This is a genomic window from Aeromonas sp. 11P (assembly GCF_051920165.1).
In the GTDB taxonomy this organism is placed as follows: domain Bacteria; phylum Pseudomonadota; class Gammaproteobacteria; order Enterobacterales; family Aeromonadaceae; genus Aeromonas; species Aeromonas veronii.
In genome coordinates, this window is the sequence record NZ_JBQBDJ010000004.1 from 3,067,491 (window position 1) to 3,092,308 (window position 24,818).

The 24,818-nt window shown below is 60.2% G+C and carries 22 protein-coding genes and 1 tRNA gene; 17 read left to right on the forward strand and 6 right to left on the reverse strand.

Features of this window, described 5'->3' with window-relative positions; genetic code table 11:
* Positions 1-173 precede the first annotated feature (173 nt).
* The 8 genes from ACTG1P_RS14105 to ACTG1P_RS14140 all read left to right on the forward strand — a co-directional run bounded on the left by ACTG1P_RS14105 (position 174) and on the right by ACTG1P_RS14140 (position 7,849).
* Complete coding sequence (locus tag ACTG1P_RS14105; protein WP_440001534.1) at positions 174-1,535, forward strand: aspartate aminotransferase family protein; 1,362 nt, start codon at positions 174-176, stop codon at positions 1,533-1,535.
* Between the two features lie 53 nt (positions 1,536-1,588).
* Positions 1,589-2,686, forward strand: a complete 1,098-nt coding sequence (locus ACTG1P_RS14110; protein ID WP_005340709.1) for an extracellular solute-binding protein — start codon at positions 1,589-1,591, stop codon at positions 2,684-2,686.
* 118 nt (positions 2,687-2,804) lie between these two features.
* Positions 2,805-3,890, forward strand: a complete 1,086-nt coding sequence (locus ACTG1P_RS14115) for a polyamine ABC transporter substrate-binding protein (RefSeq protein WP_005355476.1) — start codon at positions 2,805-2,807, stop codon at positions 3,888-3,890.
* A 78-nt stretch (positions 3,891-3,968) separates the two neighbouring features.
* Positions 3,969-5,123, forward strand: coding sequence for a polyamine ABC transporter ATP-binding protein (potA, locus tag ACTG1P_RS14120; RefSeq protein WP_005340704.1), 1,155 nt, complete (start codon positions 3,969-3,971; stop codon positions 5,121-5,123).
* Positions 5,120-6,025 carry an ABC transporter permease subunit gene (locus ACTG1P_RS14125; protein ID WP_005340703.1) on the forward strand — a complete coding sequence of 302 codons (906 nt, stop codon included), beginning with the start codon at positions 5,120-5,122 and terminating at the stop codon, positions 6,023-6,025. The genes potA and ACTG1P_RS14125 overlap by 4 nt, the downstream gene beginning before the upstream one ends.
* Positions 6,022-6,867, forward strand: a complete 846-nt coding sequence (locus tag ACTG1P_RS14130) for an ABC transporter permease subunit (protein ID WP_005340701.1) — start codon at positions 6,022-6,024, stop codon at positions 6,865-6,867. The genes ACTG1P_RS14125 and ACTG1P_RS14130 overlap by 4 nt, the downstream gene beginning before the upstream one ends.
* Positions 6,868-6,912: 45 nt before the next feature.
* Complete coding sequence (locus ACTG1P_RS14135) at positions 6,913-7,617, forward strand: MOSC domain-containing protein (RefSeq protein WP_440001535.1); 705 nt, start codon at positions 6,913-6,915, stop codon at positions 7,615-7,617.
* A gap of 155 nt (positions 7,618-7,772) precedes the next feature.
* Positions 7,773-7,849, forward strand: a tRNA-Pro gene (locus ACTG1P_RS14140).
* Between the two features lie 292 nt (positions 7,850-8,141).
* Here ACTG1P_RS14140 and ACTG1P_RS14145 read toward each other — a convergent pair.
* A complete protein-coding gene (locus ACTG1P_RS14145; RefSeq protein WP_440001536.1) occupies positions 8,142-8,669 on the reverse strand; it encodes an AbiTii domain-containing protein in 528 nt (175 codons plus the stop codon).
* Between the two features lie 124 nt (positions 8,670-8,793).
* Entirely contained in the window at positions 8,794-9,258 is a 465-nt protein-coding gene (locus ACTG1P_RS14150) for a thioesterase family protein (protein WP_440001537.1), read from the reverse strand.
* A gap of 133 nt (positions 9,259-9,391) precedes the next feature.
* Here ACTG1P_RS14150 and recQ point away from each other — a divergent pair, with 133 nt between their 5' ends.
* On the forward strand, positions 9,392-11,227 hold the full coding sequence (gene recQ, locus ACTG1P_RS14155) for an ATP-dependent DNA helicase RecQ (RefSeq protein WP_440001538.1): 1,836 nt from the start codon (positions 9,392-9,394) through the stop codon (positions 11,225-11,227).
* Between the two features lie 67 nt (positions 11,228-11,294).
* On the opposite strand, the gene ACTG1P_RS14160 is transcribed toward recQ, so the two are convergent.
* The gene (locus ACTG1P_RS14160; protein WP_005340687.1) at positions 11,295-11,597 is read right to left on the reverse strand and encodes a c-type cytochrome; all 303 of its coding nucleotides are present in this window, start codon (positions 11,595-11,597) and stop codon (positions 11,295-11,297) included.
* A 105-nt stretch (positions 11,598-11,702) separates the two neighbouring features.
* On the opposite strand from ACTG1P_RS14160, the gene ACTG1P_RS14165 reads away from it, so the two are divergent.
* The 3 genes from ACTG1P_RS14165 (at position 11,703) to ACTG1P_RS14175 (ending at position 14,286) form a co-directional block, all read left to right on the forward strand.
* Entirely contained in the window at positions 11,703-13,130 is a 1,428-nt protein-coding gene (locus tag ACTG1P_RS14165) for a protein adenylyltransferase SelO (protein WP_440001539.1), read from the forward strand.
* 10 nt (positions 13,131-13,140) lie between these two features.
* Positions 13,141-13,452 (forward strand): DUF3630 family protein, encoded by a 312-nt coding sequence (locus ACTG1P_RS14170; protein WP_440001540.1) that lies wholly within the window; start codon positions 13,141-13,143, stop codon positions 13,450-13,452.
* A 159-nt stretch (positions 13,453-13,611) separates the two neighbouring features.
* Entirely contained in the window at positions 13,612-14,286 is a 675-nt protein-coding gene (locus ACTG1P_RS14175; RefSeq protein WP_005340680.1) for a 7-cyano-7-deazaguanine/7-aminomethyl-7-deazaguanine transporter, read from the forward strand.
* 270 nt (positions 14,287-14,556) lie between these two features.
* Here ACTG1P_RS14175 and rraA read toward each other — a convergent pair whose 3' ends face one another.
* Positions 14,557-15,042: a ribonuclease E activity regulator RraA gene (rraA, locus tag ACTG1P_RS14180; RefSeq protein WP_005340678.1), complete on the reverse strand. Its 486-nt coding sequence runs from the start codon at positions 15,040-15,042 to the stop codon at positions 14,557-14,559.
* 146 nt (positions 15,043-15,188) lie between these two features.
* Between rraA and ACTG1P_RS14185 the strand changes: the two genes are divergently transcribed.
* The gene (locus ACTG1P_RS14185; RefSeq protein ID WP_278170937.1) at positions 15,189-17,042 is read left to right on the forward strand and encodes a methyl-accepting chemotaxis protein; all 1,854 of its coding nucleotides are present in this window, start codon (positions 15,189-15,191) and stop codon (positions 17,040-17,042) included.
* 122 nt (positions 17,043-17,164) lie between these two features.
* Positions 17,165-17,815, forward strand: a complete 651-nt coding sequence (locus ACTG1P_RS14190) for a chromophore lyase CpcT/CpeT (protein ID WP_005340675.1) — start codon at positions 17,165-17,167, stop codon at positions 17,813-17,815.
* A gap of 99 nt (positions 17,816-17,914) precedes the next feature.
* Here the strand turns inward: ACTG1P_RS14190 and rpmE are convergent, their stop codons facing one another.
* Positions 17,915-18,130, reverse strand: a complete 216-nt coding sequence (rpmE, locus tag ACTG1P_RS14195) for a 50S ribosomal protein L31 (RefSeq protein ID WP_005340673.1) — start codon at positions 18,128-18,130, stop codon at positions 17,915-17,917.
* Positions 18,131-18,277: 147 nt separating this feature from the next.
* Here rpmE and priA point away from each other — a divergent pair, with 147 nt between their 5' ends.
* Positions 18,278-20,485, forward strand: a complete 2,208-nt coding sequence (gene priA, locus ACTG1P_RS14200; protein WP_440001541.1) for a primosomal protein N' — start codon at positions 18,278-18,280, stop codon at positions 20,483-20,485.
* 63 nt (positions 20,486-20,548) lie between these two features.
* Here priA and ACTG1P_RS14205 read toward each other — a convergent pair whose 3' ends face one another.
* A complete protein-coding gene (locus tag ACTG1P_RS14205; RefSeq protein WP_440001542.1) occupies positions 20,549-21,640 on the reverse strand; it encodes a hypothetical protein in 1,092 nt (363 codons plus the stop codon).
* A 167-nt stretch (positions 21,641-21,807) separates the two neighbouring features.
* Here ACTG1P_RS14205 and ACTG1P_RS14210 point away from each other — a divergent pair, with 167 nt between their 5' ends.
* Both ACTG1P_RS14210 and ACTG1P_RS14215 read left to right on the forward strand, forming a co-directional pair.
* Positions 21,808-23,241 (forward strand): DUF2867 domain-containing protein, encoded by a 1,434-nt coding sequence (locus ACTG1P_RS14210; RefSeq protein WP_110304285.1) that lies wholly within the window; start codon positions 21,808-21,810, stop codon positions 23,239-23,241.
* 168 nt (positions 23,242-23,409) lie between these two features.
* Positions 23,410-24,636, forward strand: a complete 1,227-nt coding sequence (locus ACTG1P_RS14215; RefSeq protein WP_440001543.1) for an aromatic amino acid transporter — start codon at positions 23,410-23,412, stop codon at positions 24,634-24,636.
* Positions 24,637-24,818 lie beyond the last annotated feature (182 nt).

The window sequence follows — 24,818 nt, forward strand, 5'->3', positions numbered from 1 at the left end:
GAAAGAGCGCTGCGACCTGGATTGATTAACGATTGAATCTTGCCAAATCGAAGGCGCAGGGGAGTAACGAATGCAGCAGACACGCCGTGAGTGACTGTGGCTGCGAACGTGCCGACTCATCTGACTATTTGACGACTGAATCTTGCTAAATCGAAGGAACCGAGGAGCAACAAATGCAGCAGACAACCCGTGAGTGGCAACAACTGGATGCCAGCCACCACCTGCACCCCTTTACCGACTTTCAGGCCCTGAACAAGAAGGGTTCGCGCATCATTACCAAAGCCAGCGGTGTCTATCTGGAAGACTCCGAGGGCAAACGCATTCTCGACGGCATGGCGGGCCTGTGGTGCGTCAATATGGGCTATGGCCGCCAGGAGCTGGTGGATGCCGCCACCCGTCAGATGCAGCAGTTGCCCTACTACAACCTCTTCTTCCAGACCGCTCACCCGCCGGTGATCGAGCTGGCGACCCTGCTGGCCGAAGTCACACCGTCTCACCTCAACCACGTCTTCTTCACCGGCTCCGGCTCCGAGTGCAACGACACCGTGCTGCGGATGGTGCGCCACTACTGGGCCAGCAAGGGTCAGCCTGACAAACAGGTGATTATCAGTCGCCATAACGCCTATCACGGCTCCACCGTGGCGGGGGCGAGTCTGGGCGGCATGAAGGGGATGCATGCCCAGGGCGGCCTGCCCATTCCCGGCATAGTGCACATCGATCAGCCCTACCACTTCGGTGAGGGGCAGGGGATGAGCACCCACGAGTTCGGGCTGGAGCGGGCCCGTCAGCTGGAGCAAAAGATTCTGGAGCTGGGGGTGGACAAGGTGGCCGCCTTTATCGGCGAGCCGATCCAGGGGGCGGGCGGCGTCATCATTCCGCCTGACAGCTACTGGCCGGAGATCCAGCGTATCTGCGATCAATACGGCATCCTGCTCATCGCCGACGAGGTGATCTGCGGCTTTGGCCGTACCGGCCACTGGTTTGCAAGCGAAGGGTTTGGCATCAAGCCGGACCTGATGTGTCTGGCCAAGGGGATCACCTCCGGTTATCTGCCGCTCGGCGCAGTGATGGTGAGTGACCGGGTTGCCAAGGGGCTGGTGGAGGAGGGGGGCGAGTTCAACCACGGCTTCACCTACTCGGGCCATCCGGTCTCTTGCGCCGTGGCGGTGGCCAATATCCAGCTTATGCAGAAAGAGAGCATAGTTAAGCGAGTGCATGATACTATCGGCCCCTATTTGCAGCGCCGCTGGGCGGAGCTGGCCGATCATCCGCTGGTGGGAGAAACCCGAGGCAAAGGATTGGTCGCCGCGCTGGAAATCGTTGAGGACAAGCAGACCAACCGGCGTTTCCCGGCCGAGGCAAATGCGGGGATGACTTGCCGGGAGTTCTGCTTTAACAATGGCTTGGTGATGAGGGCGGTAGGCGATACCATGATCATATCGCCCCCCTTGGTCATCACCGAGGAACAGGTTGATGAATTGGTCGATCTGGCCAGGCACAGTCTGGATCTGACAGCCGCAAAGCTGAAGGGTTGAGGCGGGTCGGGCAGGTTGGCATGCGCATACAATTTGCTTAGGAGACAAGGATGATGTCTTTCAAAACAGGAGTGATCGCTGCCTCTGTGGCTCTGGTCATGGCAAGTGCCGGAGCAATGGCTGAAGAGAAGGTGCTGCACGTCTACAACTGGAGCGACTACATAGCGCCGGATACCCTGGATAATTTCCAGAAGGAGACGGGGATCAAGGTGGTCTATGACGTGTTCGACAGTAACGAGGTACTGGAAGCCAAGTTGCTGGCGGGTAGTTCGGGCTACGACATCGTGGTGCCATCCAACCCCTTCCTGGCCAAGCAGATCAAGGCGGGCGTGTTCCAGAAACTGGACAAGTCCAAGCTCTCCAACTGGCAAAACATGGATGTCGACCTGCTCAAGGCGCTCGAGCCGAGCGATCCGGGCAACCAGTACTCCATCCCCTATTTGTGGGGCACCATCGGCTATGCCTACAACGCCGAGAAGGTGAAAGCCGTGCTGGGGGCCGATGCCCCGGTCAACTCCTGGGATCTGGTGTTCAAGCCGGAGAACATGGCCAAGTTGAAAGAGTGTGGCGTCTCCTTCCTCGATTCACCGACCGAAATGCTGCCGGCTGCCCTGCAATATCTGGGCTTCAAACCGGATAGCCAGAAACCGGCCGAGCTGAAGAAGGCTGAGGAGCTGTTCCTCTCCATCCGTCCCTATACCGCCTATTTCCACTCCTCCAAGTACATCTCGGATCTGGCCAACGGCAACCTTTGCGTAGCGGTCGGTTACTCCGGTGACTTGCAGCAGTCCAAGGCGCGGGCAGCCGAGGCCAAGAATGGTGTAGCACTCACCTACACCATTCCGAAAGAGGGGGCAGGCAGCTTCTTTGACATGATCGCCATTCCGGCGGATGCCAAGAACGTCGAGGCGGCCCACACCTTCATCAACTACCTGATGAAGCCCGAGGTGATCGCCAACATCACCAACGTGGTGCAGTTCCCGAACGGCAACAAGGCGGCGACCCCGCTGGTGGATGAGGCGATCCGCACCGATCCGGGTATCTACCCCGATGCGGCGACCCTGCAGAAGATCTACACCTTCCCGGATCTGCCGGCCAAGGTGCAGCGTCTGATGACCCGCAGCTGGACCAAGATCAAGTCCGGCAAGTAAGTAACGAATGCCCCTCCCGGTCCGCAGTTCGGCCGGGAGGGTAGTGATGCCATCCATCCGGATGGGCCGCGCGAATGGATGCGCAGGCGGTCAACCACTGAACAGGAGAACTGACACCGTGAATACAACCAGATTGCTAACCATAGCGCTGACCATGGGATTGGCGAATGTGGCCCAGGCTGCCCCTGTGCTGCACTTCTACAACTGGTCTGACTATATCGGTGAGACCACCCTCAGCGATTTCCAGCAGGCGACCGGGATCAAGACCGTCTATGACGTGTTTGACTCCAACGAGACCCTGGAAGGCAAGTTGCTGACGGGGCGGACCGGTTACGATCTGGTGGTGCCCTCCAATAATTTCCTGGCCAAGCAGATTAAGGCGGGAGCCTTCCAGAAGCTGGATAAATCCCTGCTGCCCAATCTGGCCAACCTGGATCCCGTGCTGCTCAAGCAGCTCGACAAGGTGGATCCGGGTCATCAGTACGCGGTGCCCTATCTGTGGGGGACCAACGGCATTGGCTACAACGTCGACAAAATCAAGGCGGTGCTGGGGGTCGACAAGATTGACTCCTGGGCCACCATCTTCGAACCGGAAAACATGGCGAAACTCTCTCGCTGCGGCGTCGCCTTCCTCGACTCTGCCGACGAGATGATCCCTGCTGCCCTCAACTACCTCGGGCTCGATCCCAACAGTCATGCGACGGGGGATATCAAGCAGGCCGAGGCGCTGCTGCTCAAGGTACGGCCCTATGTGGCCTACTTCCACTCCTCCAAATACATCGGCGATCTCGCCAATGGCGACATCTGCGTGGCAGCCGGTTTTTCCGGCGACATCCTGCAAGCCGCTGCCCGCGCCGATGAAGCTGGCAAGGGGGTGAAAATTGCCTACAGCATTCCGAAAGAGGGGGGCAATCTCTGGTTCGACATGATGGCGATCCCGTCCGATGCCACCAATGTCAAAGAGGCGCACGCCCTCATCAACTACGTCCTGCAGCCCGAAGTGATCGCCAAGGTCAGCGACTATGTGGGCTACGCGAATCCCAACTCAAGGGCGGGCGAGTTTATGGATGAGGCGGTGCGCAACAATGAGGAGGTTTATCCCCCTCAGGCCGTGCTGGAGCGACTCTATGTGCAGGAAGCACATCCCCGCTCCGTACAGCGTCTAATCACCCGGAGTTGGACCAAGATCAAGTCCGGTACCTAACCTTGGTGCCCGTTCGGGGGCGCCAAATCGCTTTTATGGATCGGCTGCAAGGCCGGTATCACGTTGGGGAGTTTGGTAATGGCGATAGCCTCCAGTGCCTACAAGAAAGCCCTCGAGGGCAGTCAGCAGCGCAAAGAAGTGCTGGTGAAAATTGATCGGGTAAGCAAGCAGTTCGACGAAACGCTGGCGGTCGATAACGTATCTCTCAATATTCACAAGGGGGAGATTTTCGCCCTGCTCGGCGGCTCCGGTTCCGGCAAATCGACCCTGCTGCGGATGCTGGCCGGTTTCGAGCGCCCGACCGAGGGGCGGCTGTTCCTCGACGGGGTCGACATCACCGACATGCCCCCCTATGAACGCCCCATCAACATGATGTTCCAGTCCTACGCCCTGTTCCCCCATATGACGGTGGCCCAGAACATCGCCTTTGGCCTCAAGCAGGATGGCCTGCCCAAGGCCGAGATCGATGCCCGGGTGGAGGAGATGCTCAAGCTGGTACAGATGACCCAGTACGCCCGCCGCAAGCCGCATCAGCTCTCCGGTGGCCAGCGCCAGCGGGTGGCGTTGGCTCGTTCCCTGGCCAAGCGTCCCAAGTTGCTGCTGCTGGATGAACCCATGGGGGCGCTCGACAAGAAGCTGCGTTCCAAGATGCAGTTGGAGCTGGTGGAGATCATCGAGCGGGTCGGGGTGACCTGCGTCATGGTGACCCACGATCAGGAAGAGGCGATGACCATGGCGGAGCGGATCGCCATCATGCACCTCGGCTGCATCGAGCAGATCGGCAGCCCGATGGATATCTACGAGACCCCAGCCAGTCGGCTGGTGTGCGAGTTTATCGGCAACGTCAACCTGTTCGACGGCCTGCTGGTGGAGGATGAGCAGGACCACGCCACCATCGCCTGCGCCGATCTGGAGCAGCCCATCTATGTGGGCCACGGCATCAGCTCCCGCGCCGAGAACAAGAAGGTGACCTACGCCCTACGGCCGGAAAAACTGCTGATGAGTCTGCAAAAGCCGGAGGAGATCGAGCACCCGGACTTCAACTGGACCAAGGGTGAGGTCTATGACATCGCTTATCTGGGCGGTCACTCGGTTTATCACATCCAGCTGCCCTCGGGCAAAATCGTTCAGGCTTTCATCGCCAATGCCGAACGCCACGGCAAGCGGCCAACCTGGGATGACCAGGTGTTCCTCTACTGGGAAGATGACAGCGGCGTGGTGCTGCAATCATGAAGTTCTTGCAACGACTGAAGCGGGTCGGGGGGCGCCGACTGGTGATTGGCATCCCCTTCTTCTGGCTGTTCCTCTTCTTCCTGCTGCCCTTCGTCATCGTGGTGAAGATCAGTTTTGCGGAAGCGGATGTGGCGATCCCGCCCTACACCGATGTGGTGAGCTGGGCCGACAATCAGCTCACCATCCTGCTCAACATGGGCAACTACCTGCTGCTGCAGGAGGATGAGCTCTATATCGCGGCCTATCTGGGCTCCCTCAAGATGGCCTTCGTCAGTACTTTGCTCTGCCTGCTGATTGGCTATCCGATGGCCTACTCCATCGCTCGGGCCAACAAGGAGACCCAGACCGTTCTGCTGCTGCTGATCATGATGCCGACCTGGACCGCCATTCTGATCCGGGTCTATGCGTGGATGGGGATCCTCAGCAACAACGGCCTGCTCAACAGCGTCTTGCTGGGGATCGGGGTGATCGACGAGCCGCTGCAGATCCTCAACACCAACCTGGCGGTCTATATCGGCATCGTTTACTCCTACCTGCCCTTCATGGTGCTGCCGCTCTACGCCAATCTGGTCAAGCATGACCAGAGCCTGCTGGAGGCCGCCTCCGACCTGGGGGCCCGCAACCTGACCCGTTTCTGGCAGATCACTGTGCCGCTCTCCAAAAACGGCATTATCGCCGGCTGCATGCTGGTGTTCATTCCGGTGGTAGGGGAGTTCGTTATTCCGGAAATGCTGGGCGGCCCGGAGACCCTGATGATCGGCAAGGTGCTGTGGCAGGAGTTCTTCAACAACCGCGACTGGCCGGTCGCCTCTGCACTGGCGGTGGTGATGCTGGCGGTGCTGATCATTCCGATCATCCTCTTCAACCGTAACCAGGCCAAAGAGCTGGAGGGCAAGGCATGATGAGACGTTTCGGTTTTGCCAAGCTGATGCTCTGGCTGGGGCTGCTGTTTATCTACCTGCCCATGATCATCATGGTGATCTACTCCTTCAACGCCTCCAAGCTGGTGACGGTGTGGGGTGGCTGGTCGCTCAAGTGGTACTTCGGCCTGCTCGACAACAAGCAGCTGATCGGGTCTGTGTTCCGCTCGCTGGAGATCGCCTTCTACACCGCGATCGCCGCGGTGGCGCTGGGGACGGTGGCGGCCTTCGTGCTGACCCGTATTCCCCACTTCCGTGGTCGCACCCTGTTCGGTGGCATGGTGACGGCGCCGCTGGTGATGCCCGAGGTGATCACCGGTCTGTCGCTGCTGCTGCTATTCGTGGCGATGGCCCAGCTGGTGGGGTGGCCCGCCGAGCGGGGCATGCTGACCATCTGGATCGCCCACACCACCTTCTGTACCGCCTACGTGGCGATCGTGGTGTCGGCGCGGTTGCGGGAGCTGGATCTCTCCATCGAGGAGGCGGCGATGGATCTTGGCGCCAAGCCGTGGAAGGTGTTCTTCCTGATCACTATCCCGATGATCGCCCCCTCGCTGGCGGCAGGCGGCATGATGTCGTTCGCCCTGTCGCTGGATGATCTGGTGCTGGCGAGCTTCGTCTCCGGCCCGGGCTCCACTACCCTGCCGATGGAGGTCTTCTCGGCGGTGCGGCTCGGGGTTAAACCCGAGATCAACGCGGTGGCCAGCCTGATCCTGCTGTCGGTATCGCTCTTTACCTTCGGTAGCTGGTATCTGATGGCCAGGGCGGAGAAGCGCCGTCGTGCCGAGATCGCCATGACCACCCAGATGCAGGCCGTGGTCTGACGGCATGATAAGATCCGCCTACTCTCGTCAACCTGGAGGATGAGTATGCGGATCTCTCTTTTTAGCGGTCGCGGCACCGAGCTGGTGCCCGGCCTCACCAGCGCCATTCACAAGCAACCGATCTCTGCGCCAGTTCGCTGTACCTTTGCCGGTCTGGAAGGGGATGAACAGTGTGACCAGCGCCACCACGGTGGCCCGGATCGGGCGCTCCACTACTATCCGGCCGATCACTATCTTTGGTGGCAGACCTGGCAAACCGCGCTGGGTCTTCCTGCACCACGCACCCCCTGGCAGCCTGCCGCCTTTGGCGAGAATATCTCCGGCCTTGGGCTGACCGAGGCGCAAGCCTGCATTGGCGATGTCTATCGACTCGGCGAGGCGCTGATCCAGATCAGCCAGCCGAGATCCCCCTGTTTCAAGCTCAACCAGCGCTTTGGCTATGGCCAGATGTCGCAGGTGATGCAACTGAATGGCCGTTGTGGTTGGCTGCTGCGGGTGCTGGAGGAGGGGATGGTGTCGCCGGAGTCGGCCATGGAGCTGGTAGACAGACCCTATCCCGAACTGACGGTGAAGCGCACGGCGGATATCCTGTTCAATCAGGTGCGCAATGAAGCGGATCTGCTGATATTGCTGGAGAATCCGGCCCTCTCCCCCAACTGGCGCCAGCATGCAGCCGACTGGCTGGAGCATGGCACTGTGGCTGACTGGCAGCGCCGTCTGCTGGGGCCAGCATCCCTGCGCCTGGCCTGACAGCCGGTTACCGGAATGTCACCAGCTGGCTGCCGCTCGGTAAACGGATGAAAAGAGTGCTGAATAGTTGAGCGAACAGCACTTTTTTTCCTGCAAAATGCAAAAAAGGCTTGTGTCGGGTCGGGGCTTTCGGTAAATTCCCGTCCCGCAGACATCGGTGTGTAGCGCAGCTTGGTAGCGCACTTCGTTCGGGACGAAGGGGTCGGAGGTTCGAATCCTCTCACACCGACCAAATTTGAAAAGGCCGCCCAATAGAGCGGCCTTTTTGCATTTTCCCTTTCTGCTTTCTCGCTTCACTTTACTTGCCGACTTGCCGACTTGCCGACTTGCCGACTTGCCGACTTGCCAATTGGCTGAGTGATTTCACTTGCTGTATGCAGGGTCGAAGCAAGACCACAGACATTAAAAGGGCCACCGCTCGGTGGCCCATCGGTGGAGTCTGATCCTGACTCCGGCACTCTAGATTGTGGCAATCTCGCTATGGGTCTTGTCTATGGTGCCCTCCTTGCGCGCCAGGCGCTTACTCAGATATGCCAGTGCTGATGCCGCAAAGCCTTGAAACTGTGTTGAGGCAGCAAGGCCGCGTGCTTGGGGTACTCACTAATGAAATGTTCTATTCCCTCCATCAGTTGTGCACGTAATGAAATCACGGGCTCATGCCAAGCTTGCAGGCATAAATGGCCGGGGATCAACTGCTCCTGATAATCTTCCAGCAGCTGTTCTGGCCAGGGTTCAATACCGGAATTGCGTTGCAGCAAATAGTGGGCGGCGGGTTCACGGGCATAAATGAACTGAATTTGGGCCAGATCGCGTTGGCATAGCGTTTGACTGTTGATGTGACAGGTCAAATATTTTCCCGTTTTCAGATCCAGAAAGTGACCGCGTTGCCGACAGGGAGCGATGCGATACCAAGGCAGGGGTGAGGAGAGAGAATACCCCTCAAGCTCCTGTTCCAACCAGTGGCGACACTCGGGTGTCTGCACCTCGTCGAGCATGGACTCGAGCTGTGTCAACAAGGCTCTGGATGGTTTGATGGCCAGTTTCGCACTCATCGCCTGCAATCCTCCCTCTGCACACAATCCCGACTACCAGTATGGACCTTGTTCGGCCAGAGGGGGTAAGGAATCTAATGATTAAAAGTGGATTAGCCGCGTGGTTTTTATGCACTAACTTGGTTCAACCCACCAGATAGGTGCCGGTGCCGAAGGCAATGTGGGTGCCCTCTTCGTTGTGCAGCTCCATCCGGGCTACCGCGACCTTGCTGCCAGCCCGGATGATGTGGGCGGTGGCGATAAACTCGTTGCCGCGCCCCGGACGCAGGTAATCCACCCGCAGATCGATAGTGCCTAGGCGGGCGAAGCGCTCCTTGAGATAGCTGGGGGAGAACTCCTCCAGCTCGTCGATGCAGGAGGCCGCGACGATCATGCCGCCCGCTACATCCAGCAGTGTGGCGGTGACGCCGCCGTGCAGGATGTGGTGGAAAGGGTTGCCGATCAGCTTCTCGTCCATCTTGATGCGCAGCTCCACCTTGTCGAAGTCGTAGTGGGTCACCTGCATGCCGATCAGCTTGTTGAAGGGCATCTTCTCGGCAAACAGGTTGGCAATGCCACTGAGCGCCATCTTCTTGAGCATCTGTTTCATTCTCTGATCCCAATCCTTGTCATCAAAGCCGAGTAAAAACTCCAGCCAGTCTGCAACAGTTCCTTAACAGTCGCAATGGCAGGTTTATTGTGGGCGGCGGCTGCTTTAGAATGGCGACCCCAAAGGAGAGCCCATGACCGCGATTGCCGAAACCCTGCCAGATCCTCAGCCAGAGAGTCCGCTTGCCCTGCTGCAGGCGGTTTTCGGCTATCAGCAGTTTCGGCCGGGCCAGCTCGAAATCATCGAGCAGATTGTCGCTGGGCGCGATGCGCTGGTGCTCAAGCCCACCGGTGGCGGTAAGTCGCTCTGCTACCAGATCCCGGCACTGCTGCGACCCGGGCTCGGGGTGGTGGTCTCTCCCCTTATTTCGCTGATGAAGGATCAGGTCGACAGCCTGCGCGCCAACGGCGTAGCGGCGGTCTACATCAACTCGGCCCTCAGTCGGGAGGAGATGATCCAGAACTTCGCCGCCATGCGTCGTGGCGAGATCAAGTTGGTCTATGTCTCCCCCGAGCGCTTGCTGCAGCACGAGTTTATGGACCGGCTGGCCGAGCTGCCGCTCGGCCTGTTCGCCATCGACGAGGCGCACTGTGTCTCTCAGTGGGGCCACGATTTTCGACCTGAGTATGCGGCGCTGGGGCGACTCAAGCAGTGGTTCCCGCAGGTGCCGGTGGTAGCGCTTACGGCCACCGCCGACGAGGCGACCCGCAGCGACATGCTGCACCGGTTGGAGCTCAACGATCCCTTCATTCACACCGCCAGCTTCGATCGCCCCAATATCCGTTACAGCCTGGTGGAGAAGTTCAAGGCGGCCGAGCAGTTGCTGCGTTACGTGCAGAGCCAGAAGGGTAACTGCGGCATCGTCTACTGCTCCAGCCGCAACCGGGTGGAGGAGGTGGCAGAGCGGCTATCCCGCCACGGCTGCAATGCGGCGCCCTATCATGCGGGGCTGCCGCTCGAGCAGCGCCAGCAGACCCAGGATGCCTTCCTCAAGGATGACATCGAGATAGTGGTGGCGACGGTGGCGTTCGGTATGGGTATCGACAAGCCCAATGTGCGCTTCGTGGTGCACTACGACATTCCGAAGAACATTGAATCCTACTATCAGGAGACCGGCCGCGCCGGGCGCGATGGCACTCCCGCCGAGGCGCTGCTGCTCTACGATCCCGCCGATATCGGTCGGGTGCGCCGCCTGCTCGACAACATCGAGAACCCGCAGCAGCTGCAGGTGGAGCAGTACAAGCTCAACGTGATGGCAGCCTTTGCCGAGGCGCAGACTTGTCGCCGCCAGGTGCTGCTCAACTACTTTGGCGAGTACAACGACAAGCCGTGCGGCAACTGCGATATCTGTCTCGATCCGCCCAAGAGCTATGACGGCACCGAAGATGCCCAGAAAGCACTCTCCTGCGTTTGGCGGGTGGGGCAGAACTTCGGGGTGGGCTATGTGGTGGAGGTGCTGCGTGGTTCCCTCAATCAGCGCATCAAGGATCACGGCCACGACAAGCTCTCGACTTACGGCATCGGCAAGGATCAGAGCCATGAATACTGGATGAGCGTGATCCGCCAGCTGATCCACAAGGGGCTGCTGACCCAGAACATCACCCGCAATCTGGTGCTGCAGCTGACCGAAGCAGCCCGCCCCGTGCTGCGTGGCGAGGTGAAGCTTGAGCTGGCGGTGCCCCGCTTGCAGCCCATCTCCAGCCGCAAGGAGAAGCGCAATGGCCTGCTCGACAATGCCAACTATGACAAGCGGTTGTTCAAGGAGTTGCGCGGCCTGCGCAAGCAGATTGCCGAGGATGAAGAGGTGCCGCCCTACGTGGTATTCAACGATGCGACCCTGGTGGAGATGGCTCAGCTGATGCCGATGACCGAAGACGAGATGCTGGCTATCAACGGTGTGGGTCACCGCAAGCTGGAACGCTTTGGCGAAGCCTTTATGGACCTGATCATCGACTACTGCCGTCGTTAGGGTCGATTAGGCTGCCTAATCGACCAGGGTAAGCGCGGCTCGGAAGAACCTGGGGTCAGACGCGAGGTTATTTCAGGCTGGCGTAGAAGGCGGCTAAATTGTCGATATCCGCATCGGTCAGCGGCGCCATGAAGGGGTCCATCAAGGGCTCTTTGCGGGTGCCATCCTTGAACGCTTTCAACTGTTTCACCAGATAGGCGGCATTCTGACCCGCCAGATGGGGATAGTTGGGGATCATCGCCTTGCCTTCCACGCCGTGACAGGCGGCACAGACCGCCGCCTTGGCTTTGCCGGCTTCAATATCGGCAGCCTTGGCCTGATGACCCCACGCCAGTGCCAGCAAGGGCAGGGCATATACCCATTTTTGCATCTTCTTCTCCTTGAATTGAAAAATGATGGTCGCCAGTTAGCGCAAGCATGGCTGACGGCAGTATAAAGAGTGACACGAGCATACGCAGGGACGAATGGTACAACCATGAAGTTGATCAACACTTTTGCGACCGAGTTGCCCTGGGCCTGTGAACCTGTAGCCCCCCAGCCGCTGCAGCAACCCCGGTTGCTTCATCTCAACCGGGCTTTGCTGGATGAGTTGGGGCTGGGAGGCGTCAGCGAGGCTGACTGGATCGCCTGTTGTGGCGAGGGAAAAGTGCTGCCCGGTATGCAGCCGGTAGCGCAGGTCTATGCGGGCCATCAGTTCGGGGGTTATAGCCCCCGGCTTGGAGATGGTCGCGCGCTGCTGCTGGGTGAGCAGCAGGCGCCGGATGGTCAGCGCTGGGATCTGCACCTGAAGGGGGCAGGAAAGACGCCGTTTTCCCGCTTTGGTGACGGTCGCGCCGTGCTGCGCTCCAGCATCCGCGAATATCTCGCCTCCGAGGCGCTCCATGCCCTCGGCATCCCGACCACCCGGGCGCTGGTATTGGTGGGGAGTCAGGAGCCCGTTTATCGCGAACAGGTGGAGACCGGGGCGACCGTGCTGCGCACCGCCCCCAGCCATCTGCGCTTCGGTCATATCGAGTATTTCGCCTGGAGCGGGCAGGGAGAGAAGATCCCGCCACTCATCGACTATCTGCTGCGCCACCACTTCCCCGAGCTGGAGAGTGGTGCCGAACTGTTTGCCGAGGTAGTGCGCCGCACCGCGCGGTTGATCGCCAAATGGCAGGCTGCGGGCTTCTGTCACGGGGTAATGAATACCGACAACATGTCGCTGCTCGGCCTGACGCTGGATTACGGCCCCTACGGCTTTATCGATGCCTATGTGCCGGACTTTGTCTGCAACCACTCGGATCCGGCGGGCCGCTACGCGCTGGATCAGCAGCCTGCAGTCGGTTACTGGAATCTGCAAAAACTGGCGCAGGCGCTGGCTGGCCATGTAGACGGTGATGCGCTGGCAGCGGCGTTGGCCCAGTACGAGCAGCAGCTGATGTTGCACTACTCCGAACTGATGCGGGCCAAGCTCGGGCTGGCAGTGTGGGAGGAGGATGACCCTGCACTGTTCCGCGAACTGTTCCGTTTGCTGGCGGCCCACAAGGTGGATTACCACCTGTTCCTGCGCCGGCTCGGTGAGGTGACGCAAGAGGGTACGTGGCCTGCATCTCTGCTGGCCCTGCTGTCTGAACCAGGTGTTTGGCAGGCGTGGCTGGAACGCTATCGGGCGCGGCTAATGCGCGAAGGCAGCGAGGATGCCGTGCGCAAGGCGCAGATGGATGGCATCAATCCCAAGTATGTGCTGCGCAATGCGCTGGCCCAGCAGGTGATCGACGCCGCCGACGCAGGGGATATGCAGCCGTTCGAGCGGCTGTTCGCCGCCTTGCAGCACCCCTATGATGAACAACCCGAATATGAGGATCTCGCCACCCCGACTCCGGCATGGTATTGCGGTGGTGAGCTCTCCTGCAGTAGCTGAGAGACAGGGAATGAGTTGGCAAATCAAACAGGTAGATAACGAAGCTGGCGTGGTGACGCTGGATTGTCCGGCGCTCGAGTGGGACTCGTTTCCGCTGTTGGCGCAGGCCTTGCTGCGAGAGTGGGAGCTTCAGCCGCTCGAGCAGGATGCGGGGGCCGACCGCCATAGCTGGTTGCTGGAGTTTGAAGAGAGTCAGTTTCGGCTGGAGTATGAACACTACAGCGGTTGCTGGCTGGAGGCGGTGCGCCCGGCGGATCGGGAGGCGGTGCGCCCGGCGGATCGGGAGGCGCTGCTCTGGCTCGCCAGACAACACAAGGCGTGACTATCGCCCACAAGGCTTGCTCTGCCGCTGGCCAACCTGGACAAGCGTAATCGCATAAAGATTGAACTATCGGTTTGGGGGCGTATAATCTCGCCCCTCGATTATCGCCAATGGTGGCGATATGGGTTCCCTAACCCCATTAACCAAAAAGGTCACAAGATGAATCTGACCCCTGCGCAGTACCAAACGGCGCTCGTTCGCCTGTCGTTGTTCCACATCCTGATCATTGCCAGCAGCAACTATCTGGTGCAGCTGCCGATCACCGTGTTTGGCTTCCACACCACCTGGGGTGCGTTCAGCTTCCCGTTTATCTTCCTCGCCACTGACCTGACGGTGCGGATCTTCGGTGCCGGTCTGGCGCGCAAGATTATCCAGACCGTGATGCTGCCAGCACTGGCGGTTTCCTATGCGCTCTCCGTGCTCTTCTTCGAAGGGAGCTTTCAGGGCGTTGGTCATCTGGCCGAGTTCAACCTGTTCGTGGCGCGTATCGCGTTGGCCAGCTTTATGGCCTATCTGGTAGGGCAGTTCATGGATGTGGTGGTGTTCAACCGCCTGCGTCTGCTCAAGCAGTGGTGGATTGCGCCAGCGGCCTCCACCCTGTTCGGTAATCTGGTCGATACCATCGCTTTCTTCAGTGTGGCCTTCTGGCGCACCACAGATCCTTTCATGGCAGAGCACTGGGTCGAGATCGCAACCGTTGATTACGTATTCAAGTTGCTGATAAGCCTTGGTTTATTCGTGCCGCTCTACGGTGTCTTGTTGCGCTACCTCAGCCGCAAGCTGGTGGGCGAGGCCGGATTATCCAGCCTGCAAACGGCCACCCGGCAAGCCTGACCAGATTGACCACCCTTCGCGGTGGTCAATTCTTTTGCACTTTCTGCAAATAGCGCTTGCCTAGTTAAATGAGAATGATTATTGTTAACTTGTTTTCCGGGAAAGACTTCATTCGTTCCAACGTGATGGACTTCTTGTGAAGGCACGACATTGCTCACATTGCTTCCAGTTAAGGGCCAGTTTATCTGGCCCTCTTTTTTTGTCATTTTTCAGCAAGTTGCAGGCATAAAAAACGGGAGCCAAGGCTCCCGTCGTCACGCTGTCTGTGGCTTACTCGATATCGAGTGCCTCGGGGGAGAGGATCACCCCTGTGGTATCGGCGTAGAGGTGGTCGTCGGGCAGGAAGGTCACCCCACCGAAGTTGACCGGCAGATCGGTCTCCCCTACATCCTTGCTGTCGGCACCGACCGGAATGGCTGCCAGTGCCTGAATGCCGATGTCCAGATCTTCCAGAATATCGACTTCGCGGACGCAGCCGTAGCAGACAATCCCTTCCCAATCGTTCTCGGCCGCCGTGGTGGCGATGTCGCTGTCGATCAGAGCTCGGCGCATGGAGCCACCGCCATCGATCAGCAAGACGCGTCCCAGTCCGTTCTCTTTGACGAGTTCACGGATCAGGCCATTCGATTCGAAGCATTTGACGGTGGTGATGACGCCGCCGAAAGAGGCGCGGCCGCCGAAGGAGCAGAGCATGGGTTCAAGCACATCCACCATGTCCTGATAGATGTCGCACAGTTCAGAAGTATTGTATTCCATAGTGTCAAATCCACGGCTGGAAACAGGTGCAACCAGTATAAGGAGTGGGTGTGGCATTTCAATGAATATTCCTTGCACAGATCACCAGTCGCCGCTTTTCTGCATAAGCTCAATGCAGTTCACTGCCAGTTTGCGAGAGGTCCATCGTGCTTATCCGTCATAAGTTGATCCTGAATACCGTGCTGGTTGCCGTTGCCATGCTGGTACTGAGCGGCCTGTTTATCTACTCCAGCCAGGTGCACCGTCACCTGACCGAAGCCCAGCGCAATATCGACCAGCTGGAGATCGCCATGCTCAACCTGCGGCGGGCCGAGAAGGATTTTCTGATCCGCAAGGATATGGCCTTCGTCGAGCGCTTCAATCAGGGGCTGTCTGACTTTCACCAGCACAATCGGGAGCTGCTGACCGATGACAATCTGGCGGCCGTCGAGGGGGAGCTGACCAGACTGGATCAGCAGATCAGCGGCTATGGCAAAGCCTTCAACGATCTGGTGGCCCAGCAGCAGAAGATTGGTCTGGGGCCGGAGGAGGGGCTCTATGGCAAGCTGAGGGCGGCGGTGCATGAGGTGGAGAATGGGCTCAAGCAGCTGGATCAGCAGGGGTTGCTCATCACCATGTTGCAGCTGAGGCGGGCAGAGAAGGACTTCATGCTGCGCTCCGATATCCAGTATCTGGAGCGTTTCGAGACCTTGCACAAGAGTTTTCAGGATAGCCTTGCCGCCTTGCCAGAAGGGGAGCGCGGCAAGCTGGAGCAGGCCAGCAAGCAGTACCGGCAGGACTTTGTGGCGCTGGTGCAGGGGATGCAGGTACTGGGGCTGAAAGAGGATGAGGGGCTGCGCAACCAGATGCGGGATCTGGTGCATCAGACCGAACAGGGGTTTGCCGCCGTCGATCAGCACATTGTCGCTGAGCTGGAGCGGCAGAGCGCTCGCCTCAACAGCCTGATGCTGGTCTGTGGCGGGGTGATTGTGGTGCTGATCGGCATCATGAGCGTGTTGCTGGGGCGCAGCATCGACCGTCCCATTACTCAGGTGAATGATACCGTCAACCGCATTCGCCAAGATAATGACCTGCGCCTGAAGATAGAGCTGCGCGGGGCAGATGAAATGGCCCAGCTGGCAGGCAATCTCGACGTGATGCTGGGTGGGTTTCGCAACCTGATTGGCGATGTGAAGCAGAGCGTGCACACCCTGACCGAAGCGGCGGATCACCTCTCGGCCAACGTCAAACGGACCAGTGAAGGGGCGGCGCGCCAGCTGCAGGAGACCGATATGGTGGCGACCGCGTCCACCGAGATGGGATCCACCATCGAAGAGATCGCCCGCAACACCGAGCAGGCGGCCAACAATGCGCAGGCGACCAACAACAAGGCGATGGAGGGGCGGACTGCGGTCGAGAATACTGTCGAGCAGATCCGCTCGCTGGCGGGCAATCTGGAGAGTTCATCCCGCGAGGTGAGCCAGCTGCAAAAAGAGAGCGAGACCATCGGCTCCGTGCTCGATGTAATCCGCGGCATTGCCGAGCAGACCAACCTGCTGGCCCTCAACGCAGCCATCGAAGCAGCTAGGGCAGGGGATCAGGGGCGCGGCTTTGCGGTAGTGGCCGATGAGGTGCGCAATCTGGCCATCCGTACCCAGAAATCGACCCAAGAGATCGCCGGCATCATCAGCTCGCTGCAGAAACAGACCGGCAGCATCGTCGATGTGATGGCGACCTGCCGCGAGCAGGGCAACCGCAGCTCGGATCAGGCTAGTACCGCAGGGGAGTTGCTGGGGCAGATCACTCAGGATGTTACCCACATCATGGACATGAGCACCCAGATTGCTGCGGCTATCGAACAGCAGAGTCTGGTGGCCAACGAGGTGAACCGCAACGTCAACAACATCCGCGACATCGCCCAGGAGTCGAGCATCATGGCGGAGGAAAATGCGAGATCCAGCGAGGGTCTCAACGAGCAGGCCCAGCTGCTCAACAAGGCGGTGGCAAAATATCGGGTTTAGTGAGCGGACTGGCATCCTTGTGAGGTTTTTGCACCAGAGTGGCAATGATTTGATCGTAATGGCTGTTATTGGGGAAATTCGCTCATATAATCGCCGCCACTATGATGATTCGGAAGGATTCGATGGCAAAGTTGCTGGTGGCCGTATTCGGGCTGCTCTGTTCCTGTCTGGTGTTGGCAGGTTCGGCGCCTCAGGCTACCCCACTCAAGCCCGGTATGGAGCCGCTACTCAGCTGGTTCAACGGGGCATTTACGAGCCGGGAGCAGGCCAGTTACGACAGCCGCTTTACCAGTGCCGAGCTGCGCCTGATGGAGATCTGGCCCGGCTATCAGGGCTATCGCTGGGTCTATGCCGAGCAGTACCTGAGTCTGCGCTCCGTCCGTCCCTTCCGCCAGCGCATCTATCGCTTCTCACCCGCCCCTGACGGGCGGATCCTGATGGCCGAACTGACCATGCCCCGGGCTACCGATTTTGCCGGTGCCTGGCATGATCCCGCCCTGCTCGACAGTCTGACCCCGCAGCAGCTCTCCTTGCGCCACGGATGCGAGATCTGGCTGACACGCACTCCCTCCGGCGAATATGCCGGTCATACCCGGGTGGGCCACTGCTCCACCGATTTTGGTGGTGCCACGACGCTGGTGCAGCATATCTGGATTGGCCCCGACAGCGTCAGACTGCTGGATCGCGCCTATGACAACGCAGGGAGTCCGCGCTGGGGTAGCCCGGGTGAGGGGTATGTCTATTTGCGTCGTTCCAAAGGGTTTGGCCAGTAGGGGCGAGTGGTCTGGCTGCGGGAACATGAAGGATGAAAAACAGGGATCGTAAAAAAGGCGCCCGATGGGCGCCTTTTTCAGAATTCTTCAGAAGTAAAATTACTTCTTGGTGGTCATCGCACCGAAACGCTTGTTGAACTTGTCTACGCGGCCGCCGCTAGAAACTTCTTTCTGCTTGCCGGTGTAGAACGGGTGGCACTCGGAGCACACGTCCAGGTTCAGATCTTTACCGATGGTAGAGAAAGTGTTGATGACGTTACCGCAAGAGCACTTGGCGGTGATGGCTACGTAGTCAGGATGGATACCAGCTTTCATGGACAACCTCAATTAATAGGCCGTGTCGCCATCCGATCTCTTGTCGGACACCACACGATTGTTGAACACAGTTTCAAAGGCTGCGAATAATATAGGAAATGCCTGAGATCAGGCAAGTGGCTTCGCAGAAAAAATAGGCAACCCCTGGTGAATTCTTCCCAAACGCTGGATCTGGTTCGTGTCGCTGTCCCGGTACCGTTACGCCGTCACTTCGACTATCTCTCTCCCCTGCCGTTACCTGTCCCCGGTTGTCGGGTCGAGATCCCTTTCGGTCCCCAGACCCTGGTCGGGCTGGTGGTGGATCATCCGACCGAGAGCCAGGTGCCCCGCAACAAGCTCAAGCCCATCAAGCGGGTACTCGATGCGACGCCGGTGCTGGGGCCGGATATTCTAGCGTTGATGAACTGGAGCGCCAGCTACTACCAGTACCCGCTGGGGGAGGTGCTGCCGCACGCCCTGCCGGTGCTGGTGCGCAAGGGGGAGCCTGCCGCCTATCGCGAGCTGGAGTTCTGGTTTGCCACCGAGGCAGGGATGGCCATCGACCTCAACGAGCTCAAGCGGGCCGCCAAGCAGCAGCAGGCGCTCGCCTTGCTGCGCAAGGGGCCGCAGACCCCTTCCGCCCTCAAGCAGGAGGAGATCCAGAGCGCCGCACTCACCGCGCTGGAGAAGAAGGGGCTACTGGAGAAACGCTCGCTGGAGCCGAGCCACGATGGCGATTGGGCTGCCCGCTTTGAGCCGGGGGAGGGGCTGCGCCTCAACGGCGAACAGGCGTTGGCCGTCTCTGCCGTTACCAGCCAGAGCGACAAGTTCGGTGCCTTCCTGCTCGATGGCATCACAGGTTCCGGCAAGACCGAGGTCTACCTGAGCATCCTCGAGCCGTTGCTCAAGGCGGGCAAGCAGGCGCTGGTGATGGTGCCGGAGATCGGCCTCACCCCGCAGACCATCAACCGCTTCCGCCGCCGCTTCAACGTGCCGGTGGTTGCGATGAACTCCGCCATGAACGACAGGGAGCGGCTCGACGCCTGGCTCGCCTGCCGAGACGGCGGCGCCGCCATCCTGATCGGCACTCGCTCTGCGGTGTTCACCCCGTTTCACAACCTCGGCATCATCATCATCGACGAGGAGCACGACGGCTCCTTCAAGCAGCAGGACGGTTTTCGCTACCACGCGCGGGATCTGGCGGTGATGCGGGCCCATCGTGCCGGTATTCCGATCCTGCTTGGCTCGGCTACCCCGTCGCTGGAGACGCTGCACAACGCCCGCAGCGGCAAGTATCACCACCTCGCCCTGACCCGCCGTGCTGGCAATGCCCAGACCGCCCGGCAGGTGATTCTGGATATCAAGAACGTGCGGCTGCAGGCCGGGCTCTCTCCCCAGCTGGAGCAGCTGATGGCAGAGCATCTGGCGGCGGGCAATCAGGTGATGCTGTTTCTCAACCGCCGTGGCTATGCCCCGGCTCTGATCTGTCACCAGTGTGGCTGGAGCGCCGCCTGCGAGCGCTGTGACGCCTGGTACACCTGGCATCAGGCCGGGCGGCGGCTGCATTGCCACCACTGCGACAGCGTGCGTCCCTTGCCCCACCACTGCCCCGAGTGTGGCAGCAACGAGCTGATTGGATCGGGAGTGGGCACCGAGCAGTTGGAACAGCTGCTTACCACTGTGTTCCCGCAATATCCGGTAGTGCGCATCGATCGGGACAACACCCGCCGCAAGGGGGAGCTGGAGACCCATCTCGGCGACATCAAGGCGGGCAAGTACAAGATCCTGATCGGCACCCAGATGCTCGCCAAGGGCCACCACTTTCCGGATGTGACGCTGGTGGGTCTGCTGGATGTGGATGGTGCCCTGTTCAGCGCCGATTTTCGCGCCGCCGAGAAGCTGGCCCAGCTTTACACCCAGGTGGCGGGCCGCGCCGGTCGCGCCAGCAAACCCGGGTTGGTAGTGCTGCAGAGCCACCATCCGGAACATGCCCTGCTGCAGGATTTGACCCAGAACGGTTACGGCCACTTCGCCGACACGGCGCTGAAAGAGCGTCGCCTGCTGGGGCTGCCGCCCTTCAGCTATCAGGGGCTGTTTCGGACTGAGGCCAACGGCCGCGACGAGGTGCAGCTGTTCCTCTCCCGCCTCGCCGATACCCTGCGCAGCGCCCGCTATCCCCACGTTCAGGTGCTGGGGCCCATCAGCGGCTTTATGGAGCGCAAGGCGGGCAAGTTCCGCATGCAGTTGCTGGTGCAGGGGCCGAACCGGGCACCGCTGGCCCAACTGCTGGATTGGGCGGTGAAGGAGCTGGAAGGCTGGCCTGAGACCAAAAGGGTGCGCTGGAGTCTGGATATCGACCCCACCGAGCTGAATTGATAGTGCCGGAGCCGGTCGCTGGCAGAGCTCGTCAGCGACCGATGGGTGATTTCATTTCAAGGCTCAGACCCGCAGATCGATCTGCTGCACCCAGCCTCCTTTACCCTGTTCGGTGAGATAGAGGCCGGATTGGCGCAGCACCCCCTGATTGCCGCTCTCCCCCAGATGGTTGAAGGGGGTGTCGAGGGGGCGTAGCAGGATGGCGCCGATCCCCAGTTCGACCAGCGCGATAGGGGCGTGCTCCGGATGCCAGAACTGCAGGGCTGAAAACTGGCTATCCCCCTCGTCCAGCACCCCGTTGCCATCCTCATCCAGGGTGGCCAACTCGCCGAAGCCATTGCCGGAGCGAGCACCAAACAGCTCGCCCCCATCGTCTATGGTGCCGTTGCCATTGCGATCCAGCGCCACAAAGCCGCTCCCTTCCCGCAGACCCGGCAGGCTATCCTCCTTGCCATCCTGATCAATATCGAAAGTGACCCGTGCCTCGGTCAGATCGGCAATCTTGCCATCCAGACTGAGTACCAGCGGATCCTTGAGGGCATGGAGGGTGGTGCGCCGCTGGCTCACTTCCAGCTGACGCCAGTCGAGCACAAAGCCGAGATCGAGCTGAATAGTCTGACCATCCCGAGTCGCTACGCTGGCTGATGCCACCACGTTGAGCTGCTCCTGTTGCAGCAGGGTGTCCGTCACCTCCACCAGTTGATCCGGCTCGGCGGCCTGAGCAGCGGCGTCTCCTTGCGTCACCCCTTCGCTCCCTTCTTCGGAGGGTTTGATCGGCTTGGGCAGCTCGATTTCGTGGCCCAGCATCGCCTCGATCATCAGCTTGATCAGCCGCTGGCGGTTATCCAGCCCATCGTCGGGAATGCCATCCTGCTCTTTGCCGACTTCCCCTGCGGGTGGTGCGGGAGGCGTTGTCGCTTGCTGGCTGGCGGCCGATTGCCTCGCGGTTTGCAGCGTCAGGGCGCTGGTTAGGGTCAGGGTGCTGCGGCGTTCGCCGGCCGCTGCCGTGCTGTTGCCTTCCGGTGGATTGACGGCGGGTGGCACGGGCCCGAGGTTGCGCACCTTGCGGCTCTGGGCCTGTTGCTGCCGGTATTGCACCTCCCCCTGGAGGTCGTAGTGATCGATGCGCATACGTTCGCCCTCGGCGCTATACATCTGGTCAGTTATCGACCAGGAAGTAAGCTGGGCTTAACACCAAATCGGACTAATCAGGGAGGTGGTTAGTACTAGGTTACAAGGTGGTGGCGTGGCAGGATGATGGGCATGCGGGGGCTAGCCCGTTTGCCCAAGCGCAGGGCGCAACATGTGAAGAGGAAGAGAGGATGAGAAATTGTCTGGTGATGGGGGCTGCGGGCTATATAGGCTCCTATCTGGTGCCTCACCTGCAAACGCTGGGCTACAGGGTGATTGCCGGGGCGCGCCGTCCCTGCCGCTTGCCTGAGGGGGTCGAGTTTCGCCTCGCCGACAGCCTCAAGCCCATCACCCTGCTGCCTGCGCTGGCGGGCATAGATACCGTCTTCTATCTGGTGCATGCCATGGGGGCGGGGGCCGATTTTCACCGGCTGGAGCAGCAGGGGGTGAAGAACTTCGCGGCCGCTGCCCGCGCCGCCGGGGTGCGCCGCATCATCTATCTGGGGGCGATCCAGCCCGAGCAGTGCAACAGCCGCCATCTCAACTCCCGCCGCCACTGTGGCGAGCTGTTTCGCGAATCTGGCGTGCCGACGGTTGAGCTACGTGCCGGCATCATCATCGGGCCCGGTTCGGCGGCGTTCGAGGTGATGCGGGATCTGGTATTCAACCTGCCAATGATGGTGACGCCGAAATGGGTGCGCTCGCGCACGCCGCCGATTGCGCTCTCCAACCTGCTGCACTATCTGGGCGGGCTGGTAGAGGCCGATGAGGTGGATGGCCGCATCTTCAATGCGGTCGGCCCCGAGCTGCTCAGCTATCAGCAGCAGTTGCAGAAGTTCGCCGCCCATATCGGCAAGCGCTGCCCCATCATTCCCATCCCGTTTCTGAGTCCGCGCCTCTCTGCCTGGTGGCTGCAGTTTGTCACCTCGGTGCCGCAGCCGGTGGCCAAGGCGCTGGTGGGGGGTCTCAAGCACGACATTCCAGCCGATGACGGCCCGCTGCGCGCCCTGCTGCCCCAGACCCTGCTCAGCTTCGACGAGGCGCTGGCGGAAAGTCTGGCGCTGGAGCAGAAGCTGGGTGCCGAACAGCAGGGGCAGGAGACCCCCCTCGGCCTGCGCTGGCGCCATCCCGAATATGGTTTTTACGATCGCACCGCCAGCGGCGAGGCCATCTGCCTCGCCTCTCCCGAGGTGGTGTGGCAGGTGTTGCAGCAGTTGGGGGGTGAGCAGCGCTACTTCTACATGAACGAGCTGTGGGTGGTGCGCGAATGGATGGATCATCTGATCGGCGGCCCGGCCCGCACCCGTGGCCGCACCAATCCGGATCGTTTCGTGAAGGGGGATATGCTCGACTCCTGGCAGATCCTCGGGGTGGATGAGGGGCGCAGGCTCGATCTCTTGTTCAACATGAAGGCCCCGGGCGTCGGGCGGCTGGAGTTCAACATCCTGCCGGAGGAGTCCGGGTTGACCCGCATCCGGGTCACCGCTCACTGGCACCCGCAGGGCGCTTGGGGGCTGGCCTACTGGCTCGCCATGCTGCCGTTCCACCTCTTTATCTTTCAGGGGATGACCGAGGCCATCGCCCGTCAGGCCGAGGCGAGGGCAGGTATCCCGGTGATGGATTAACCCTCTTCACATCATTCCCGCTGATAGAGTGCCCCGTTCGGGGCACTTTTTATGCGGCGGCCATGCCCGGTTATGGCAGATAGTGGTAGGCGTCTCATGGCAAAGGCTGGCATCATGCCGCGGTCTTGTTTACCGCGGATAGATAATCAGTCAGAAAAAGAAGGGATTATGAAGAAAAAACCGTCAATTTTGGGGGGCGCCTGCATCATTGCCAGCGTCTGCGTGGGAGCCGGCATGCTCGGTCTGCCGAGTTCGGGGGCGGGGGCGTGGACCCTCTGGTCGGTGCTGGCACTGACCGTCACCATGGTGATGATGACCCTCTCCGGCTGGATGCTGCTGGAATCCTTCCAGCACCACGACATGCGGGTCTCCTTCAATACCGTGACCCGCGAGCTGCTGGGGGAGAAGCTCAATCTCCTCAACAACCTCTCGGTCTACTTTGTTGGCGGCATTCTGCTCTACGCCTATATCACCTCCTCCGGTGCCATCCTGCAGGGGATTCTGGGGATCGACAGCAAGCTCGCGTCCGTGCTGTTCGTGGCACTCTTCTCTGCGGTGGTGTGGCACTCGACTCGCGCCGTTGACCGCATCTCTGTGGTGCTGATCGCCTTCATGATCCTCAGTTTCGCCCTCGGTGTGGCCGGTCTGCTCGGCAGTATCAAGCTGCCGACCCTGCTCGATCTGGCGGGCAGCGAGAGTCGCTATGCCCCTTATGCCATGGCGATGCTGCCGGTGGCGCTCACCTCGTTTGGTTATCACCACTCTGTTGCTTCCCTGCGTGCCTACTACCAGAACGAGCAGCAGGCCAGATGGGCCATTCTGGGGGGAACCCTGATCGCGCTGGCGCTCTACGTGCTCTGGCTGCTGGGGATCTTCGGCAACCTGCCTCGTCAGGATTTTGCTCCCGTGATTGCCAAGGGAGGTGACGTGAGTGTGCTGCTCTCCGCGCTTTCAGGGGTGATCGAATCGGAGAAGGTGGCCAGCGCCATTAACGGTTTCTCCATGGCGGCCATCCTCTCCTCCTTTATCGGGGTGGGGCTCGGGGTGTTCGACTATCTGGCTGATCTGTTCAAGTTCGATAACAGCCGCGCCGGTCGCTGCAAGACCTGGGCGGTCACCTTCCTGCCGCCGCTGCTGCTCTCCCTGCTCTTCCCGTTTGGCTTCCTGCTGGCCATCGGCTATGCCGGTGCCGCTGCCACCATCTGGACCTGCATCATCCCGGCACTGCTGGTGCTGCGCACCCGGGCGCGGGCCGAGCGGGGCGAAGTGACACCCCACTTCGTCACCCCGGGTGGCAAGCTGGTGGCCTGGTTGCTGATCCTGTTCGGATTGGCGACCGCGCTGTTCCACTTCCTGTCGATGGCAAATCTGTTGCCGGTCTATCTGGGCAACTGAGTCAGGTCTACAGCTCTGACAGAAAGGGCGGCAAGGCCAACTTGCCGCCTTTTTTGCGCCATTTTTACCCCACGCAGCAGGATCTATAACTAAAGTGGTAGGTATGGGCGGGGTAAGGTGCTGAGATAACTGGTCTGATCTGGCTGACGGCAGCATGATCTGCTGGGCATGCCCGCCGCTTT